An 18,515-nucleotide genomic window follows, 5' to 3' on the forward strand; every position below is an offset into this window, starting at 1 on the left:
ATTTCTTTACTTTTATTTCTTTGATTAGTTTTGGTTTATTATTGCTGGATGATTAATTGTCGATCTAATTGTTAAATATGCATCATACAGAATGTCTTCTAGGCTTATTTAAATTGTTTGTATTTTCGTCTATTACATCTTTGATGATTGATCTATTCGTCCTATTTTCAGCTGCGTTGTATAGAATTTCTTCTGTAATAAAACATCCTGTGCATAGTGCAATAGTTCCTGCTGCTGGGCTAAAAACCTTTGCAATATCTTTTATTTCTAAATTACGAGCAAAAAAATAAATTAATATAGGTGAAGCGATTATATTAGGAATTATGCCAATCGCTAAAGCAGATCCGTAACATATAAATCTTGCTGGTTCTTGACCTTGATTCCGGTGCTTTGCATGAGGAAATAATCTTGCAGACCAAGAAGGCTTTGTTTTTTCAAATTCATCTTTCATTTCTGAAAAGTAACGTGCTTTTAACGAGGGATTGTTTATCGCAATAATGTTTTTGGCGATTGTATCAACTGTAGCTTCATCTGCCTTATGAAGAGCGGGTTTGAGTGCGGGATATTTATCAAATACGCTCATTTGTTTATTGTCTGCTTGTTTCCAAGGGTAAGATTTTCCAAGTATGGTTATGTGTTTCTTGTCCATTGCTGTGCAGTTTTCTGTTATAAGCATTATAATTAGCGTGGTGATTATTTTTTTTGTCATTAGGTCCTTAATATAATTAAAATTACTTTATCTATTCAGTATATATAAAAAATATCTTTAATATAGATAACTAAGTTAAAATGTTTTTTGTAAAAATTACTTACTGAAATGTGTATTTCGGTTGTGCGGGTGTTGGTGATGGGGCGGGTTTTTGGTGAATGGGGTTGTTTATAACTTGCTAAAGGGGCGGTTTTCGAATAAAATACAGATAGTTTTTTTATTACGTTAGTTAGGAGTTTTTATGCAATTGAATAAAATGTTTTTACATATATTAATAGTCACGTTATTTTTGGTGCCGGCGCAGGGGCAGGCTATGTTCAAGGCGCTTTTTAGAACAACGGGTTACACTCTTGGATTTGGTGCTGGCATGGGTACGTTGAGCAGCCTTTATGTGCTGAGAGAAGCGATGGCTAAAGAGCAAAGTGGATTATCGGATGAAGAAAAGCGTGCGCGGCATGATCGACTTGAAAAAGAAGCGGAACGCATCATGCATAAATATGCAGATAAAATACAAGAAATAAAACCTGAACAAATTATTACAATTCCTGTTGCTGGCTGGGCTGTTGCATTAATGACTCCTGGGCTCACACCTGTGGCTGTCGGTGTATTAACCGCAGCAATTAATTTTGGCTATCTTATGGATAAAAAATTGGTTGGTGATGAATCTATGCGCGAAGATGCTATGATTATGGCCCAATATGCTGCTGAACACTTTGGTATACGAGAAGAGTTCAATAAACGCAAAAACGACCCCTGGAATTAAGGCTAAAATATGTTTAAAGTATCAAGCAAAATCTTACTCATGTGCAGCTTATTGGCTGCACAAAGCAATTTTGTACATGTGGGCGCTGGCGCCATTGGGCCAAGTGAACGTGGGATTATTGCTGGAGCGATATCTATAGGTTTCATAGGTGTTGGAGTTGGTGTTGCGGGAGTTTTTGGACTTATGAAGACATATCAATGGGCAAAGCAAGAACAAGGTCCAAAAAAATATATTGGTCGCGGCATTTTAGTAACTGCTGGCGCAGCGACTTTCTTTGGTTTTGGTTATGGCATAGCAAAACTTAGCTAAATGATGGATAAATTTTTATCTGCTTATATAATTTATAATATATTATGTATGTGAACTTTTAGGAGAATTGTATGTTATCTAATAGGGTATTTTTAAAATTATTAGTTGCAATATTCTTGATTATGCCCAAAGAACATTATGCTATGGTAGGGCAGCGGAACGCTGTATTAAAGAAGACCCTAGGCTTTGCTTTTGGGATAAACATTGGTTTATTGTCAGAAATAGTTTCTTCTTTGGCGCTTGAGCATTCATTGGTGTCTGAAGATTATAGCAAATATTCGACTGAAGAATTGAAAGAGAAGCAAGCTCAATTCAAAGATCAAGCGCATGCTTTTTGGGTTAATCGCGATCAGCAAATAAAGCAGGGGATGTTTAGTCGAGTTATCATACCACCTTTAATAGGGGGTGTTTGCGCATCAAAGTGTTCTGGTTTTATCGGCCCTGTCGCAGTGGGCGTATTAACAGGAGCGGCTTGGTATAAATATATAATGAATGGCTCAATGTATGGTAAAAATTACTATATATCTGACTATGTAACCCCTCGGCAAGCTTGTGAAACTATAAAAAAAGAGCTTGAAAAGCGCGAAAATAACACAAAATAAGCTGATAAAAGCGATTAAGCCCCCAAAATTGACAAAATTCTATTTGTATATATAATTATAGTTAATATAGTTTTACAGGTTCAAATGGAGATTTTTTATGAAGAATTATTTCAAAATAGCCCATTGGGGGCTGGTAGCGAGCTTTTTATGGGCTGCAGCGGGCAGTCTTGCCCACTATGAAGAAATACGCTGGGATTGGGCCACTATAGACACCCAACAGCTGAGCTTCCCTTCCAACTTTTTATGGGGTGTAGGGGTCTCAGAATACCAAATTTCTGGTGCCAAAAACTGCCCTGATAGTAACTGGGCAACTTGGGAAAAGAAGCAAAAAACACACCTATCTGGCAATGCATGTGATAGCTGGAACAAGCGTGATCAAATGGTTGATTGTGTCCAGCAAATCGGTGCAAAATCCCTCAGATTATCTTTAGAATGGAGTATTATTGAGCCTGTTGAAGGTGAATTTGATAATACCGCGATAGAACATTATAAAGACTTATGTGGCACATTATTAGCGCAGGGCATTACCCCCGTTCTTACCTTGCATCACTTTACTCATCCAGAATGGTTTGAAAAAAAACAAGCTTTCGAAAAACGAGAAAATACGTTTTATTTCGTACGTTTTTGCACAACCATGTTTAAAGCTTTAGGCGATAAAGTGCATATGTGGTGTACCATTAACGAGCCAACGGTGTACATGTTGCAAGGGTATATGCGTGGCGTTTATCCTCCCGGCAAATGCAATATGGGTCTTGCGGGCAAAGTATTAAAAAACTTATTAGATGCGCACGTACAGGTTTACAAAAAAATCAAACAGTTGCCACATGGTGATGCTGCCCAGATTGGCATTGTGCATAATGTGTTGCAATTTCATCCATACGATAAAAATGGCAGATTAGAAAACATGATCTGCAAAGTGATGAATAATATCATGAACGATTCTGTTATTAACTTTTTTAAAAAAGGTAAATTTAAGTTCAGAATCCCATTATTGGCAAATTTAGCAGAAAAAAATATTGATGCGATCGATTCGCTTGATTTTATCGGCCTCAATTATTATTCACACGTGCTGTTACAATATAATGGCACCTGGAGTAACTTTATTGCAGAAGGCTATAGAGATTGCGATATCAAGACAGATATGCCATATCCTGTATATGCCGAAGGCATGTATGACGCTATAGAGCGTGTATCTGTTCTGAATACTCCAATCTATATCACCGAAAATGGTATTGCCGATAAAAATGATGATCGTCGAGAGCTTTTTATTAATAGATATATGTACGCATTATCGCAAGCTATCGCCGATGGTTATGACGTTCGTGGATATTTTTATTGGTCCCTCTTTGATAATTTTGAATGGGATATGGGTTATACGCAAAAGTTTGGTTTATATGATTTTAATTTTGATACTCATACGCCAACGCTTCGCCCTGGTGCTGCTGCATTTAGCGCGGTAGTAAAAAAATTTAGCGCGTAAATTTATAACATTTCTGGGGGCACGGGTAGGTGCATGCTCCGTAAAATATATGGTGCAATATCAGAAAGTTCTGCGAGTGGTACATTGCCATTCGCAGAACTTTTTTTATTATCTGGCGTTATCATAATAAACGGCACGGGATTTGTTGTATGTTGTGTGAGTACCTGATTATTACTATAATCCCACATGCTTTCTGCTTTACCATGATCCCCCGTTATAAATATTGTCCCGCCAAGCTGTAGCGCACATGTTACTATCTTTTCCAATTGCTTATCCAAAAATTGTATCGCTGTGATCGTTGCTTTAAAATTTCCTGAGTGACCCACCATATCGGCATTTGCAAAATTAATAAGATAAAAATCTGCTGGATTATTATTGAGTGACGTGATGACAGCGTCGGCAATTTTTTGCGCAGACATCTCCGGGTGTTTGTCATAATGAGCCAATCCAAGTGACGGAATAATAGTGCGTGTTTCGCAGGTCCGCTGTGTTTCACGTTCACCATTAAAAAAATAGGTCACATGAGCATATTTTTCTTTTTCTGCGATAGTAAAAATAGTTTTTTGAGCAGCTTCTAGCGCATCACACAGTGTATTCTTAATAATTGTTTTTTTACATAACGCAGGATTATTAAACGCTGTATGATACGATACGCCGGTTATAATATATGAACACATTGGATGATATACGTGTGGCGGTTGTTTGGTAAACATACTGTAGTCTGTGTTGCATAATAATGAGAAAAGTTGCCGTGCGCGATCAGCGCGTATATTAACAAAAATAACGGCATCGCCATCTGTGATAGTTGTATGAGGTTCTAATTGAGTTGGTGCTATATATTCGTCAGTAATATTTTTTGCATAATATTGTGCAATCACCTCTTGCCACGATATTTTTTGAGTACAGTTTTCTTGCGTTAATGCTGTATAGCTGCGCAGCGTGCGTTCCCACTGCTCATCACGATCCATTGCATATAATCTGCCATGAAGCGATCCTATAGAAACAGTTGGCATATGTTTAATATATTTTTCCAAACGATCAAGATATAACGTGGCTGATGTGGGTGGCGCATCTCTGCCATCCAAAAATGGGTGAATAATGATTTTTGGCGCGCCCATAGTGTAGGCGCATTGGATAGTTGCAAACAATATTTTTTCATCACAATGCACTCCGGAATTTGATAGTAACCCCATAATATGCAGCGTCTTGCCCGTTGCTTTAAGTTGCTCGCAACATGCCCGTATATCGTTATTATCAAAAAAACTTTTATTATCTATATTTTTATGTAATTGCGTAATCGCCTGTTCAATAATTCTGCCAGCACCGATGGTCATATGTCCCACTTCTGAATTGCCGATCATGCCATCTAAAAGCCCTACAGCGCACCCCGATGCTAACAAAAACGTATGCTTATAATTATGTAGAGCATTATTAAAAAACTCTGGGTGCGCTGAATAAATAGCGTTATATTGTGTATCAGTGCTATGACCCCAGCCATCGAGAATAATTAAAATAGTTGGTTTTTTTTTCTTCATGGAGTACTCTTTCCTGAACATTAATATATTTTGTAAACATTATTATTGAGTATGTAAAATATGAGTATGAAAAAAATATTATTTTTATTTGCTGTATTATTACAAGGTTCGGCTGCGCTTCTTGTGACCGCTCCTATGATGGAAGACATATCATTTGAAGACGATAAGCCCTTTGAGTTATTATTTGATGATGCAGCGTGCGAAGCGCCCAAAGATCTTGAGCCGGCATCTTCTCTTAAGGTGATGTTGAGAAGAATAGGGGTCGGGCTTTTGATGAAAATTTTGACCATCAAAGAAGTATGCTGTGAATCATTGTCATATATTGTTCATTTTTTTAAAGATAAGATAATTCATGAAGCATGAGTTTGCATTATACTACGCGCTAGCACATACACTAAAATCCGCTGACTGTAATAATAATTACACTATTCTCGATAAAGATCTTTTGCACAGAATAACTTCTATTATTCGCGTGCGTCCAGGAGATCGGCTTGTATTATTTGATAATACAATACAACTAACCTGTACGTTGCATACGGTGTCGCATAAGCGATGCGAAATTATTTTATTAGAAAAACAAGAGACGCAGCGCCTAAAGCCAGAAGTGCACTGGCTCTTGCCCTTATTAGAAAAAAATTATTTTGAAGACGCTTTGTATAGTTTAACGGCAATGGGTGCAACGAGTATTCAGCCGGTTATCACAAAAAAAATACACAAAAACTGGTTTGGGCAAAAAGATAATGAGCGCTTGCAGCGCATTATGATTGCAGCATGTGAACAGGCAAAGCAGTTTGTGTTGCCAGAATTTAAACCAATAGTCTTGTTTGAAAATCTCATGCAGCAACAACACGCGGAGTTGGTATTTTTTGATCCGCAGGGCAAGCCGTGTTTTGATATTCTTACAACATTGATAAAAAATAAACCAACGTCGATAACCTGTCTTGTGGGGCCTGAAGGTGATTTGACGGAAGAAGAAAAGCAGCTTGTTTTTTCGAAAACCCATCTTATTTGTGCTTTAACCCCTACTGTTCTACGCGCTTCTGACGCCGTCGCCGTCGCCATGGGTATTATCCGGTCCTGTTTATAAATACTTTACAGCGTAGTCTGTAATTTTTTACGTTCATAGAAATGTTATTTAAGGCTTTGCTCGCATAGGGGTGTGTGCTCGTTCGTGGTGCTTCTTAGGCTACTCAGGATGCGCCTGTATGCGCCGCCTCGCTCATGGTGAGTGATTTCGCAGAAATCGTATCGAACCATAGCGATGACATAAATCATAGTGCGTTTCTAAAATAATATGGGGGTAAGTATGCTGATGCGTTTGTTATTAATCTTACTAATACAGTTTTTTGGTATATTAAGCATAATGGATTTTAAAAAACAAGAATTTACAGATGCTTTAAATAGCAATAATTTGCCGCTTGTTAAAGAATTGGTCACAAAATTTGGGATTAATGCTAAAGATGATAGTGATAGAACGCTGTTACATTTAGCGGCGGCTGTAGGCAACATTGAAATTATTAAATATCTTATATTGCAGGGTGCAGATATTAAGGCAAAAGATATTCTTTCTCGTACGCCCTATGATTTTGCGATAATAAATAAGCATCCTGAAATAGCAAAATATCTTAATGGCGGTACACCGTTACACTGGGCGGTTTCTGAAGGAAAATTGGAAGAAGTTAAAAAACTTGTAGATCAAAATAAAAATAAGAAATTAATAGATATCGTTAATAATAATGGCGAAACGGCACTGCATATAGCGGCAAAGCAGGGCAACATTGAGATGGCAAAATATCTTGTATTGCATGGGGCTGATACAACGGCAAAAGATAGGTTCGGCTCTACGCCTTATCAAGATGCCAAAGACGCTAGACAATATTTAGTAGCGCAATATCTAAAAGATGCTGAAAGTAATATTGAACCCGAATATCTTCAAGCGCTTTTCAATCTGAATAATGATTTAATTGCATTAACGATGAGTTTAGCTTAATAGTTGCCTTTTTGTTATAATTACTAAAATAGATAAACAAAATATAGTTATTTTATTAGTTAGCAATTATACAAACGAGGCTACATTGGCAAATTTATCAAAAAAATGTGCAATCTATCGCATAACAATTATAGCACTGTCTTTGAGCATGGTTGTTCCTGCGCAAGCCAATATAACAGATTGGCTTGCCCAAAATAAAGTTGCGGCATTCTTTGCGGGAGCCGCCGTTGTGGGATGGGGAGCATTTGGAGTTGTTTGGTGTACGAGGCCGGCATACTCATCAGCGACCACTGCACCTACACCAGTATCTACTACGTCTGTCGCCTCGAAGATTTCATTAGATGAGCAACAAAAACTGCAGGCGGTGATAGAAAAGCGCCCCAAATTTGGCGAATTGCGCCGCACAAGATCTTTTGAAAATCTACAGCAAAATAAAGTAGAATCGGAAGTTGCAAAAAAAATAGAGATACCGAATGCATATTTTGATGCTGAATATATTAAAATGGTTAAAGATATTGCTAATTTGAAAGAAGAAAATAAAGCATTAGAACAATCAAATGAACATCTTCAAAAAACTTATGAAGATTTGCTGAAAGCACGAGTGCCTATGTCATCGACGAAGCAGGAGACAGATCTTGGTGCGTCAAATGCAAGTACCGATAGTTTTCGTACTGCTGAGGATCGACCCTTAAATAATTCCTGGCTCCCATCTTTTCTTACCGGTAGTAAACAAGAAAGTCCCAAGCCAGGGGTTAAAAATAGTAAGCAAGAAATTAAAGAGTGTGAAAACTGTAAAAAAAATAAATATTTTCCTGATGGTTTTCCCAAAATAAGTAGTGGCATTTTCAAGATGGTGTTATTTATTAACCAACAAAGTGGAGATTATGTGAAGGCTCAGGGGATTGCTGGTACGGCACAATTAAAAGAAGGCGATATGCAATTTTTTGATGCATTAGGTTTCCCTAACGTTACTTATGGCCAGGCTGCTCAGGATGAACTTTGTTTTATTGTTCGGAGGCCTGCAGAACAGAAGTCAGTTGAGAGTCCAAAAAAATCTTGATGATGCAAATTTTAGATTGAAAGATTCTTTAAATATAGCGGTAGGAGTTGTTGGTGAAGATTGTCACGCTCTTGCCATTGCTGCTGTGCAGCCGTGCAGATGGCGGCAAATGACGCATAAAGAGGCAGCGATTCTGAGATATGGCAAGTCGGCAATGTTGCCTGAATAAGTGCTTGATGCAACGCGACGCCGTTACCAATAAGAGAAAACGGCGCGTTGTTGGTAAGTTGCTGAAGGTGATGTAAGCATTTTTCGATGGGTAGGCAGCCAGCTTCTATAAAGCCGCTATTTTTTTTGTACACGCCATAATACACATCCTGAGCAAAGGCATTGAGCAGCGCAATAGTATATTCGTGCTCAGGAGAATAATGCTCTTCTAAGAATACGCGCAAACCATCAATGCCGATGAGCGGCTTATCCGTTGCAATCGCAAGGCCATTAATAGTTGCAAGCGCCACGCGCAATGTTGTAAACGGTGCCGGTCCTTGGCACGCAGCGAAAAAATCACAATCGTTTAATGTTTTACTGTGCTTTGTAAGTAGATTGTCAAGTGCAGGAATAAGTTCTCGGCTCGCATCTTTGGGAAGCATCACGGCATGATCGAGTAAGCCGCTGTACGAACATAGACCAAGATACACATGAATATAATCTGAGTAGAGTGTTAAAAAAATTGGAGTTGATTGCATTGCTGTATTTACGTTTTGTTGTGTTTGCTCTGTTGATAAAAAATACTGAAGGCGTCAAATTCTATATTTTTTTCTTTCTTAGTAATTATTTTACCACAATTTAAACATTTCCACGCGTCAAAATTAACAAAGTGGTCAAAAAAAGATTGCAGGACCATAAGTCCTGAGCATTTTGAACATTTCATAGCCAGCGCTCCTTTTTTTAATGGCATACGTAGTCCACTATAAAATGTAGGAGTTTTTTCTACACTTTGTCAAGATTTTTCAATCTAAATCGCGCATATTTCTCTGATAGGTAAGATATGTATCCAATATAAAGGCTGCGGCACGGGCATGCGACTGGATAGCATCTTCTTTGGTGGATTTTTTTTTGAGACTATCGGCCCGCTTGCTACTCAAACGTTCATCCCACAGGATCCATTTTTTATCGACAAACAGTGCTTCTAATTTTTCTTTAGTAGCAATTACTTTTTCAGTTTGTTGGCTATGGCCACCCTTCATTGTTTTTGGATATCCAACAATGATTACATCTATTTCTTGTTCATTAAAAATATCTTTTAATGAATTTTCTAGCTGGTTAACCGTGACTGTCTTATATGGCTTTGCCAAAATATGAAGCACGTCAGAAAGTGCCATGCCAACCCATTGGTCGCCAAGGTCTAGCGCAAGTATCTTTTTCATAGCAGTATAGTTGCTTTCTCATAGGTTTTTTATATGCTTAATAGATATAGTATACGGTACCATGCATGTATGCATTCTGCAAACTCTCTAGTTAGGATTTTTTATGATACTTCACACTCTTGAACAATCGGCGCATGCACTGAATGAATTTATTTGGGGCTGGCCTCTTATTATTTTTGTCATTGCAACAGGAATTATTATGACCTGCGTGCTTGATTTTGTTCAGTTTAGATATTTTTTTCGTGCATGGAAGTTTCTTTTAACGCCGGAAAAGAGTGATAATCAGGGTAAAAATTACATTAGTCCGGTACAAGCATTTGTTAATACACTGAGCTCTAGCGTTGGCAATGGTAGTATCGCTGGTATGGCAACTGCCATGCATTCTGGTGGTCCAGGTGCGGCATTTTGGATTTTTATTATGGGCTTTATTAATATGGCCATTCGGTTTGCAGAAGTATATGCAAGTACGAGCATTATTGATAAATCGAGTTTTGGTGCCTTGCGCGGTGGGCCGATGGTTTATCTCAAGCGTGTTCCAGGCGGTTTTGTCTTGCCATATATCTATGCCTTCTTTTGCTTGATGCTGACATTTATTGGCGGCAACATTATTCAGTGTAATTCTATGGGATTGGGCATTGAAAGAATGACGCATGTCAATCCATACATTATTTCTGTAGGTATGTTTTTGTTGCTTTTATACATTATGCTCGGCGGATCTCAGAGGATTATTGCAATATCAGACAAGATTGTTCCCATTAAAGTTGGTCTTTTTTTTATAGCAACAGGCATTGTGTTGATATATCATTATCAATCTCTCTTTGGAGCTGTGCAAATTATTATTGAAAGCGCTTTCACTTCAAAGGCAATCGCTGGCGGTATCATGGGGTATGCGGTGCAAGATGCAATCAGGTACGGTATGGCACGTTCGCTTAATGCAACAGAAGCCGGTCTTGGTACTGCTGCAATCTTCTTTGGTTCAACGGGTAGCAAAAATCCTATGCGTGATAGCATTATGTCTATGCTCTCAACATTTATTAGTTATCATTTGGTATGCACCGTATTGATGATTGTGTTTGTAGCCAGTGGCGTGTGGACAAGTGGCTTAACCAGTACGCCGTTAACTATCGCTGCCTATGAAACAGTCTTTGGACAAGCTGGCGGTTGGGTTGTTACCTTTTTATCAATCACCTTTGGTTTGGGCGTACTTGTTGCGTATGCCTATATTGGATTAGAAAATTGGTTATTTTTATTTAAAGGCAAAGGCCGATATATTTATACAGCTCTCTATTGCGCTATAGCTTTTTTTGGTCCGTTAGGAAAAGTCGCTATTTTGTGGGATCTTAATGATATTATTATTGCCGGTTTAATTATTACCAACCTGTATGGATTATTATTCTTACTACCAACACTGCGTGCTGGTTTGAAAAAATATCAAAAAAATGAACAATAATTTAAAAATTTTTCCTGTTGCATGTCACACTGATAACATTGGTCCGAGAAGTACTTTTGTTGCTATTAACGGTGTAAAAGAACATGGCACTGCGTATATTCCCTTGGCTATCACAAAAGGTGCTACAAAAATAGTTCTTGAGTTCAATGATCATGTCATTACAGACGCGTCTGTAGAAATAATACGAGTAGATAATGCAAGAAAAGCGCTCGCAGAATTAAGTGCCCAGTCATACAATTATCCAGCAAGAAAGCTGCGTATTATTGCAATAACAGGTACCAAGGGTAAAACGACTACGTCGTTTTTAATCGAACATCTTCTACGCTCTGCTGGTTATAAAACAGCGTTATTAAGTACGGTATATAATAAAATTAATAATGTTATTATGCCCACAACGCTGACAACTCGGCAGCCGGATTATTTACATGCATTCTTTAATGAATGTGTTAATGCTCAGGTTGAGTATGTTATTATGGAAGTTGCCGCACAGGCGCTTTCGTTATATCGTGTTCACGGATTGCAATTTGATGCAGTGGTGATGACCAATTTTAGCCAGGAGCATGCTGAATTTTATCCGACTATGTCAGAATATTTTGCGGCAAAGGCATCTATTTTATCCCAACTGCGTGATCAAGCGCCGCTTGTTATTAATGTTGACGATGCTCATATTGCGCCATTGGCACGTGCATACGCACGTGTAGCGCCATATTCTCTTAATAATATAATATTAATTAACAAACCGTCCGGGCTGGATTTGGTATGCGTTTATCGCAATCAAGAATTGTGCATCACATGCCCTGCATTAATAGGCGCATTTAATGGCTATAATATCTTAGCAGCTATAAAAATTGCAGAGCATTTTGGTGTAGATGCAGTAACTGTGCAAGAAGCTTTGGCAACTTTTGCGGGCGTTCCTGGTAGATTTGATAAGTATGCATTGCCAAATGGGGCGCAGGCGGTCATTGATTACGCACATAATCCTTCTTCTTTTCAAGCAGTATTGCCAACGCTTAAAGCATTAACCGATCATTTTATTGTTGTTTTTGGATGTGGTGGAGAGCGTGATAGCATTAAACGACCATTAATGGGAGAAATTGCAGCTCTTTATGCAGATCTTATTATTATTACAACAGACAACTGTCGTTCTGAGATTGCAGCAGACATCGCGCGTGATATTATGAATGGCATTCCTATAGAAAAGCAGGCACATGTTATTGTAGAGCTTGATCGTGAGCAGGCAATCAAGCGTGCATATACGCAATCAAAATCATCATCAATTATTGCTTTATTGGGCAAAGGACCTGATGAATATCAGCTTATTCAGGGTGTCAAATATCCATTCAGTGAAAAGGCTATTCTTAAAAGCCTCGTCTAAAATCTTGTTATAGTACGCATAAGTTATCTACACTTTTTTATATTATTTTTAAAAAAAAGTTGGAGTTGCTATGCCAAAATTTTTATATCTTTTTTTATTATATGCGATGTCAGCCTATGCTATGCAGAAGCCAAAGGATTTGACTGACGATCTCATTCAACTGATATATGCAAACAAAATATCTGAAGTGAAAAAATTGCTTGAAGAACGCAAACTCGATGTTAAAAGTTTTATAAATAAATTAGGTGCTACTGGCAGCTCCCCTCTTGACATAGCAGCCCTTGAGGGAAGACCAGATATAATGAGATTATTACTACAGTTTGGAGCAGATCCTAATGGAAAAACGAAAAATGGTGATACGATTTTAATAACTGTTATCGCATATTCTATTAACGAATCTTATGAAGATAAAAAGGCGATGATCGAAGTGTTACTTGCGTCTGGTGTTGATATAAATATGCCTGACGGAGATGGGTATTCGCCGTTGTATCATGCAGTACAACGTTTATATCATAATGATTGTAAACTGAAGCACAATGATCTTGAGTTGATTGAATTTTTACTTAACAACGGCGCTGAAATACCGGAAGTAGCGCCAGCAGGCGAGTGGTCTATTTTTGATATGGTAAGTAGATGTAAAAATGAAAAAGTTAAAAATGAGTTGGTTGCATTATTTGCGAATCACCAAAAGTCGAAACCAAAAAAAATGCCTGAGGTAAAAAAGCAACAAACAGAGGAAGAGCAAATAAAGCCACAGGAAAAGAAACCAAAGTCAGGAAATGAGTTGATGGAAACATTATACACCCTGATAGATAGCAAGGAATTGTCTAAGCTACAAACATTTCTTGAAAATCACAAAGCAGATATTAAAAGTTTTATAAATACAAAAGACCAGTTTGGTGACACGTTTCTAACTAAGGTTATTACACTTTTTGGAGCATCTAGATCTCAGAAAATATCTATGGTCAAGCTATTGCTTGATGCTGGGGCTAATATAGATCTGTCGGATATAAGGTCTATGACACCATTGCACTATGCAGTACGATTTGCATGTGGAGCGTTTAGCGATGCTTCTGATATTGAGTTGATTGAATTGTTACTTAATCATAATGCTCAGTTTTACATAAAATCAACAGGATTTTCACCACAAACTGCTCTTGAAATGGTTGAAAATTGTCAAAATAAACAAAATGGCGAAAAGTTAAAAAAATTGTTTGAGCGTTATAGTCTGAGCGAACAGCTTGTTGAGTTTGCCAAAGATCTCGCAGTGTTTAGTCATGTTCTTGCATAAATATGGGAGTGGCTATGCTCAAGTTTTTATACATTTTTTTGTTATGTGTAGCATCTGCTGCATGCGCCATTGATACTGTTAAAATTTTTGATGCCATTAGGCAAGGCAATATCGAGCAATTAAAAATACTGCTTGATGAGGTAAAAGCCGCACAGCAAGATATCAACACTATTCTTGATGCAGATGGCAACACGGTGTTGCATATTGTAGCGGAGGGAAAAAGCGATGGGGGCGCAACGAGAAGAGATATTATAAAATTATTGATAAGAGACTACGGCGCAAATTCAAGGTTAAAAAATAATCAAAACATGATGCCACATAATGTTTTGAGAACTAATCAAAGTACATCTAATGCGTTTCGATATCTTCTTGGAACTAACCCATTACATTGGGCTATTGATGAAAAGGATAGTGATACATTGCACTATTTACTCAAAACGCGTCAAGAATTACTCCAGCAAGCAGATCTTTTTGGCAAAACGCCATTGTTTTACGCCATAGAAGCGGGCAATATTGATATGGCGAAAGAACTACTGAAATCAGGAGCAGATATAAATACATCAAGTAAGTTTGGCGATACGCTGTTGGATTCCATAACAATACATCAAGATGTAACCATCGCAAAATTTTTACTTGAACATGGTGCTCGTATTACGGCAAAAGCTATTCTTTCTGCTTTAGGTAATAAAAATTTTGCTTTAGTGCAATTATTTTTTGATAAAGGTGGTCAGCGCATATTAGATGAATTTATACTTAAACAGTTTACTGATCTCGCTCAGGATCTTGCTATCCTGAGTCATATACTTGTATAAAAGGGGAGTTGTTATGTTAAAATTGCTTTTTGTTTTTTTATTATATGCCATACCAACATATGCCATGAATAGCGACAAGCGAGTTACAGAATTAAATAAACTGATACAAAATAAAAATTTAAAAGAGGTACAAGCGTTTATTAATAAACAGGCAAAAGACGCTGCAGGTCCTCATATTAAAGATCTTATAAACAAGCAAGATGATGATGGCGAGACACCACTTTCTGTTGCTGTAGTTGCTGGCGACGTTTATATTATTGCTGAATTGATAAAGCATGGTGCTCTTCCCAATCAAAAAGATGGCTTTGGTAAAACCCCTCTCATTAACGCTGCTGCAACCAAAGATCTTGACAGCAAATCCAAAATGCATGTTATGGAACAATTGCTTGATTATGGCGCTGATATCACAATCACAGATAATAATAAGGCGACGCCACTCCAGTATGTTGTAGCCGGTTTGTGTGAAAAAATTTCTATAAATAGTGATGATACAAAATTAATTGAAATGTTGCTTGAGCGAGGTGCTTCTGCTGATGCCGTAAGAATATTTGCAAAAGATAAATGTTTTAAAAAGTTGTTCGAATCATTGGAACCATTATTGAAAAAAGATTGGCTGCCTGCACAATTTTTTGATGCGATTCAACGCGGCAATCTTGAACAGTTACAAAAATTGCTTATACAAATTACGCAAGCAAACAAAGATATAAATGCAATACGAGACGCTGCGGGAAATACCGTATTGCATAGCGCGGCCAGAAGAGGGGAAGACCCAGATAAAACTAGAGACATTATAAAACTATTAATACAAGCCGGTGCAAATCCAGCATTAGAAAATAATAATGAAAAAATGGCGCATCACGTTTATGCCATACAGGGAGTTGTGCCCTATCTTACTGACACCAGCCCGTTGCACTGGGCTGTGTATGAAGATGATCCTGTAACGGTAAAAAATTTATTAAAGACGCATAAAGAATTAATAGATAAAGCTGATTTAGCCGGCGAAACGCCATTGTTTTTTGCGATAGAAGCGGCACGCAGTAATAAAGAACATGCTGTTGAAATAATAAACTTGTTGCTAGAAAATGGCGCACAGGCGAATATAGAAAACAAACATAAAAGTACTCTTTTGAGCACAGCAGCACAATTAAAAAATGCGAGTATTGCAACGCTATTAATCAATAAAGGTGCGCATGTTGATGCAAATGCGTTTCGTTCTGCACTGGTAAATGATAACCCCGGCGCAACTACTGCTTTATTAAAATTATTTTTTGATAAAGCAGGTAAAGACGTATCACGGTTGATGCAAGAAAATTTCCTATTGCACGATGCTATACAGTATCAAAATCTTGAAGCGGTACAAGCACTCATAGCTTATGGTATAGATATAAATAAAAAAAATGGTGATGGATATACGCCGCTGTATAAAGCGGTTTTCGAAGCTTGCTATCATAACCGTGATAAAGTAGAGCCAATTATTACAGTATTGTTGGACGCAGGTGCGGACGTGCATATCAAAAATGGTGATGAAGCGCTGAATGATACGGTAATAGAATATATAAATAAAAAAAATATTATTTGTAATCCCGCAAAACAGCAGCGATTACGTGTGTTGCTAGAGCATTATAACTTTGGCTCTCAGCTTGAGACGATTGCCAAGGATCTTGAGGCGTTGAGTCGTACGCTTTCCTAATGCTATTCGAGCCGCGGGGCTTTACAATTACGCTGTTTTTTGTACCATGTAATGTATTAGTTTTGTTTAAATAGTTACTTTTTATTGTGGAGGATGTATGCTGACCAGCTACATTTATGCGAGTATTGCCGCTGCTATCGTGGCAGGTGTGGCAACGATGCTTATTCTTATGAGTAAGATCAAATCTTTAGCCGTTGATCATGAAAAGGGGCGTTATATAGCCAAACTCATTCGGCAAGGCTCAATGACTTTTCTTAAAGAAGAATATAAGATCATAGCCATTGTTGTTCTAGTTATATCAGGCATTCTTGCTTATTACGCTTCACCATTAACGGCGGCGTGCTTTATTGCAGGGTCTGTTCTGTCATTATTGACCGGTTTTATAGGCATGTTTGCGGCGACAGATGCAAACATTCGCACAACGATTGCTGCAAGAGATTCTGGCGAACGCGCTGCGTTTCTCGTTGCCTTTTTTGGCGGTGGCGTCATGGGTTTTGCGGTCGCTACGATCGGTTTATTGGGTCTTGGTGGACTCATGTATTTTTTCTCTCACCAATCAGATTTTGAATTATTACTGACGGCCTTTGGTTTAGGCGCATCGCTTGTTGCATTCTTTGCTCGTGTTGGTGGCGGTATTTACACAAAATCTGCCGATGTCGGCGCGGATCTTGTTGGTAAAGTAGAAGCTGGAATTCCGGAGGATGATCCTCGCAATCCTGCAGTTATTGCGGACAATGTGGGTGATAACGTTGGCGATATTGCAGGAACAGGTGCCGATTTGTATGAATCTTATGTTGCATCCGCTGTTTCTACTATTATTTTGATTGCTACACAGTATCCAGGAAATTTTGTCTATTTATCATTTCCGCTGATGGTGGCCGTTTTTGGACTATTCGGTTCATTAATTGGTTTACTATCTAATATTGTTATAAAAGCTGATTCTGCATCTATGTTGCGTAATGCATCATTTATCGCTGTTGGTGTTTATATTCTTGCATCGTATGTATATATCACACATGTGGGTATAGATTTTGTACTGTTCAATGCGCTTGTTATTGGCTGCTTATCTGGTATTGCCGTTGGATTAGTTACCGAATATTATACCGGTGGTGCTCCTATTCGTCGTCTTGCGCATAGTTCGCAATCCGGCGCTGCAACCAACATTATCTATGGATTATCAATTGGTATGGAATCAACCGTTATTCCTGTTATTGTTCTAGCATTTGCTATTATTCTTTCATTTACATACGGCGGTGGCCTTGTAGGTGTTTCTTTAGCTGCTGTATCTATGCTTGCAACCATAGCAATTACTATGACCGTTGATGCTTATGGCCCGATAGCAGATAATGCTGGTGGTATTGCAGAAATGGCCGGATTTGGTAAGTCTGTCCGTAATATTACTGACAAGCTTGATGCATTAGGGAATACAACAGCTGCTATGGGTAAAGGATTTGCAATAGGATCCGCTCTTCTTGCGGCGCTAGGTGTTTTTGCAGCTTATGCTGAAAAAGCGCACTTAACTATGCTTAATTTACTTGATCCACAAGTGTTGGTCGGTATGTTTGTTGGTGGCGTATTACCATTTTTGATTTCTGCATTAACGATGCGTTCTGTTGGCGATGCTGCATTAAAAATGGTTATGGAAGTTCGTCGTCAATTTAAAGAAATTACTGGGTTAATGGAAGGGACTGCTGAGCCTGATTATGAGCGATGTATCGCAATTAGTACCAAGGCATCTTTGCGTGAAATGATCTTGCCTGGTCTTATCACTGTTTCTGCTCCTGTTATTGTAAAAATATTTTTTGGCGTACAAGCTTTGGGCGGCTTTTTAGTAGGCGCTACGCTTGTTGGTGTACTTCTTGCGCTAATGATGGCGAATGGCGGTGGCGCTTGGGATAATGCCAAAAAATATATAGAAGCAGGTCATTTTGGAGGCAAGGGGTCTGCGACGCATGCTGCTGCTGTTATTGGTGACATGGTTGGCGATCCGTTTAAAGACACTTCTGGCCCTGCGCTTAATATTTTAATTAAATTAATGTCTATGGTTGCTTTGTTATTAGTAACTATGTAAAAAAGTATTAA

General features: G+C 38.2%; 19 protein-coding genes. 14 read left to right on the plus strand and 5 right to left on the minus strand.

Translation table 11 applies throughout. The annotated features are described in order from the left end of the window. Positions 1-82: 82 nt before the first annotated feature. Entirely contained in the window at positions 83-676 is a 594-nt protein-coding gene (locus WC707_05350) for a hypothetical protein (GenBank protein ID MFA6066576.1), read from the minus strand. Between the two features lie 274 nt (positions 677-950). Here WC707_05350 and WC707_05355 point away from each other — a divergent pair, with 274 nt between their 5' ends. The 4 genes from WC707_05355 to WC707_05370 all read left to right on the plus strand — a co-directional run bounded on the left by WC707_05355 (position 951) and on the right by WC707_05370 (position 3,863). After that, positions 951-1,472, plus strand: coding sequence for a hypothetical protein (locus tag WC707_05355; GenBank protein ID MFA6066577.1), 522 nt, complete (start codon positions 951-953; stop codon positions 1,470-1,472). A 9-nt stretch (positions 1,473-1,481) separates the two neighbouring features. Next, on the plus strand, positions 1,482-1,781 hold the full coding sequence (locus tag WC707_05360; GenBank protein MFA6066578.1) for a hypothetical protein: 300 nt from the start codon (positions 1,482-1,484) through the stop codon (positions 1,779-1,781). 71 nt (positions 1,782-1,852) lie between these two features. Next, on the plus strand, positions 1,853-2,383 hold the full coding sequence (locus tag WC707_05365; GenBank protein MFA6066579.1) for a hypothetical protein: 531 nt from the start codon (positions 1,853-1,855) through the stop codon (positions 2,381-2,383). A 97-nt stretch (positions 2,384-2,480) separates the two neighbouring features. Further along, positions 2,481-3,863 (plus strand): family 1 glycosylhydrolase, encoded by a 1,383-nt coding sequence (locus WC707_05370; protein MFA6066580.1) that lies wholly within the window; start codon positions 2,481-2,483, stop codon positions 3,861-3,863. A gap of 2 nt (positions 3,864-3,865) precedes the next feature. Here WC707_05370 and gpmI read toward each other — a convergent pair whose 3' ends face one another. Next, entirely contained in the window at positions 3,866-5,398 is a 1,533-nt protein-coding gene (gene gpmI / locus WC707_05375; protein ID MFA6066581.1) for a 2,3-bisphosphoglycerate-independent phosphoglycerate mutase, read from the minus strand. Positions 5,399-5,464: 66 nt separating this feature from the next. On the opposite strand from gpmI, the gene WC707_05380 reads away from it, so the two are divergent. From WC707_05380 to WC707_05395, 4 genes are all read left to right on the plus strand, one after another. Continuing rightward, positions 5,465-5,761: a hypothetical protein gene (locus WC707_05380; GenBank protein MFA6066582.1), complete on the plus strand. Its 297-nt coding sequence runs from the start codon at positions 5,465-5,467 to the stop codon at positions 5,759-5,761. Next, entirely contained in the window at positions 5,751-6,485 is a 735-nt protein-coding gene (locus tag WC707_05385) for an RsmE family RNA methyltransferase (protein MFA6066583.1), read from the plus strand. The genes WC707_05380 and WC707_05385 overlap by 11 nt, the downstream gene beginning before the upstream one ends. A gap of 219 nt (positions 6,486-6,704) precedes the next feature. Continuing rightward, a complete protein-coding gene (locus WC707_05390; GenBank protein ID MFA6066584.1) occupies positions 6,705-7,388 on the plus strand; it encodes an ankyrin repeat domain-containing protein in 684 nt (227 codons plus the stop codon). 85 nt (positions 7,389-7,473) lie between these two features. Then, positions 7,474-8,448 carry a hypothetical protein gene (locus tag WC707_05395; protein MFA6066585.1) on the plus strand — a complete coding sequence of 325 codons (975 nt, stop codon included), beginning with the start codon at positions 7,474-7,476 and terminating at the stop codon, positions 8,446-8,448. An 11-nt stretch (positions 8,449-8,459) separates the two neighbouring features. Here WC707_05395 and tsaB read toward each other — a convergent pair whose 3' ends face one another. From tsaB to ruvX, 3 genes are all read right to left on the minus strand, one after another. Continuing rightward, the gene (gene tsaB / locus WC707_05400; GenBank protein ID MFA6066586.1) at positions 8,460-9,134 is read right to left on the minus strand and encodes a tRNA (adenosine(37)-N6)-threonylcarbamoyltransferase complex dimerization subunit type 1 TsaB; all 675 of its coding nucleotides are present in this window, start codon (positions 9,132-9,134) and stop codon (positions 8,460-8,462) included. An 8-nt stretch (positions 9,135-9,142) separates the two neighbouring features. Further along, positions 9,143-9,319, minus strand: coding sequence for a hypothetical protein (locus WC707_05405; GenBank protein ID MFA6066587.1), 177 nt, complete (start codon positions 9,317-9,319; stop codon positions 9,143-9,145). A gap of 79 nt (positions 9,320-9,398) precedes the next feature. Continuing rightward, positions 9,399-9,815, minus strand: coding sequence for a Holliday junction resolvase RuvX (gene ruvX, locus WC707_05410; GenBank protein MFA6066588.1), 417 nt, complete (start codon positions 9,813-9,815; stop codon positions 9,399-9,401). A gap of 103 nt (positions 9,816-9,918) precedes the next feature. Here ruvX and WC707_05415 point away from each other — a divergent pair, with 103 nt between their 5' ends. From WC707_05415 to WC707_05440, 6 genes are all read left to right on the plus strand, one after another. Then, positions 9,919-11,265, plus strand: coding sequence for an amino acid carrier protein (locus tag WC707_05415; protein MFA6066589.1), 1,347 nt, complete (start codon positions 9,919-9,921; stop codon positions 11,263-11,265). Continuing rightward, entirely contained in the window at positions 11,255-12,640 is a 1,386-nt protein-coding gene (locus WC707_05420; protein ID MFA6066590.1) for a UDP-N-acetylmuramoyl-L-alanyl-D-glutamate--2,6-diaminopimelate ligase, read from the plus strand. Before WC707_05415 ends, WC707_05420 begins: the two co-directional genes overlap by 11 nt. 70 nt (positions 12,641-12,710) lie before the next feature. After that, positions 12,711-13,931 carry an ankyrin repeat domain-containing protein gene (locus tag WC707_05425; protein MFA6066591.1) on the plus strand — a complete coding sequence of 407 codons (1,221 nt, stop codon included), beginning with the start codon at positions 12,711-12,713 and terminating at the stop codon, positions 13,929-13,931. A 14-nt stretch (positions 13,932-13,945) separates the two neighbouring features. Further along, a complete protein-coding gene (locus WC707_05430) occupies positions 13,946-14,743 on the plus strand; it encodes an ankyrin repeat domain-containing protein (protein ID MFA6066592.1) in 798 nt (265 codons plus the stop codon). 13 nt (positions 14,744-14,756) lie between these two features. After that, positions 14,757-16,433 carry an ankyrin repeat domain-containing protein gene (locus tag WC707_05435; GenBank protein ID MFA6066593.1) on the plus strand — a complete coding sequence of 559 codons (1,677 nt, stop codon included), beginning with the start codon at positions 14,757-14,759 and terminating at the stop codon, positions 16,431-16,433. A gap of 97 nt (positions 16,434-16,530) precedes the next feature. Beyond that, on the plus strand, positions 16,531-18,504 hold the full coding sequence (locus WC707_05440; protein MFA6066594.1) for a sodium-translocating pyrophosphatase: 1,974 nt from the start codon (positions 16,531-16,533) through the stop codon (positions 18,502-18,504). Positions 18,505-18,515 lie beyond the last annotated feature (11 nt).

Source organism: Candidatus Babeliaceae bacterium (genome assembly GCA_041660765.1).
In the GTDB taxonomy this organism is placed as follows: Bacteria; Babelota; Babeliae; order Babelales; family Babelaceae; genus JBAZVR01.

Bases quoted from the DNA above. Each gene is read 5' to 3' on its own strand.
- WC707_05350 (MFA6066576.1), bottom strand. From the start codon at position 676: ATGCTTATAACAGAAAACTGCACAGCAATGGACAAGAAACACATAACC.
- WC707_05355 (MFA6066577.1), top strand. From the start codon at position 951: ATGCAATTGAATAAAATGTTTTTACATATATTAATAGTCACGTTATTT.
- WC707_05360 (MFA6066578.1), top strand. From the start codon at position 1,482: ATGTTTAAAGTATCAAGCAAAATCTTACTCATGTGCAGCTTATTGGCT.
- WC707_05365 (MFA6066579.1), top strand. From the start codon at position 1,853: ATGTTATCTAATAGGGTATTTTTAAAATTATTAGTTGCAATATTCTTG.
- WC707_05370 (MFA6066580.1), top strand. From the start codon at position 2,481: ATGAAGAATTATTTCAAAATAGCCCATTGGGGGCTGGTAGCGAGCTTT.
- gpmI (MFA6066581.1), bottom strand. From the start codon at position 5,398: ATGAAGAAAAAAAAACCAACTATTTTAATTATTCTCGATGGCTGGGGT.
- WC707_05380 (MFA6066582.1), top strand. From the start codon at position 5,465: ATGAAAAAAATATTATTTTTATTTGCTGTATTATTACAAGGTTCGGCT.
- WC707_05385 (MFA6066583.1), top strand. From the start codon at position 5,751: ATGAAGCATGAGTTTGCATTATACTACGCGCTAGCACATACACTAAAA.
- WC707_05390 (MFA6066584.1), top strand. From the start codon at position 6,705: ATGCTGATGCGTTTGTTATTAATCTTACTAATACAGTTTTTTGGTATA.
- tsaB (MFA6066586.1), bottom strand. From the start codon at position 9,134: ATGCAATCAACTCCAATTTTTTTAACACTCTACTCAGATTATATTCAT.
- WC707_05405 (MFA6066587.1), bottom strand. From the start codon at position 9,319: ATGAAATGTTCAAAATGCTCAGGACTTATGGTCCTGCAATCTTTTTTT.
- ruvX (MFA6066588.1), bottom strand. From the start codon at position 9,815: ATGAAAAAGATACTTGCGCTAGACCTTGGCGACCAATGGGTTGGCATG.
- WC707_05415 (MFA6066589.1), top strand. From the start codon at position 9,919: ATGATACTTCACACTCTTGAACAATCGGCGCATGCACTGAATGAATTT.
- WC707_05420 (MFA6066590.1), top strand. From the start codon at position 11,255: ATGAACAATAATTTAAAAATTTTTCCTGTTGCATGTCACACTGATAAC.
- WC707_05425 (MFA6066591.1), top strand. From the start codon at position 12,711: ATGCCAAAATTTTTATATCTTTTTTTATTATATGCGATGTCAGCCTAT.
- WC707_05430 (MFA6066592.1), top strand. From the start codon at position 13,946: ATGCTCAAGTTTTTATACATTTTTTTGTTATGTGTAGCATCTGCTGCA.
- WC707_05435 (MFA6066593.1), top strand. From the start codon at position 14,757: ATGTTAAAATTGCTTTTTGTTTTTTTATTATATGCCATACCAACATAT.
- WC707_05440 (MFA6066594.1), top strand. From the start codon at position 16,531: ATGCTGACCAGCTACATTTATGCGAGTATTGCCGCTGCTATCGTGGCA.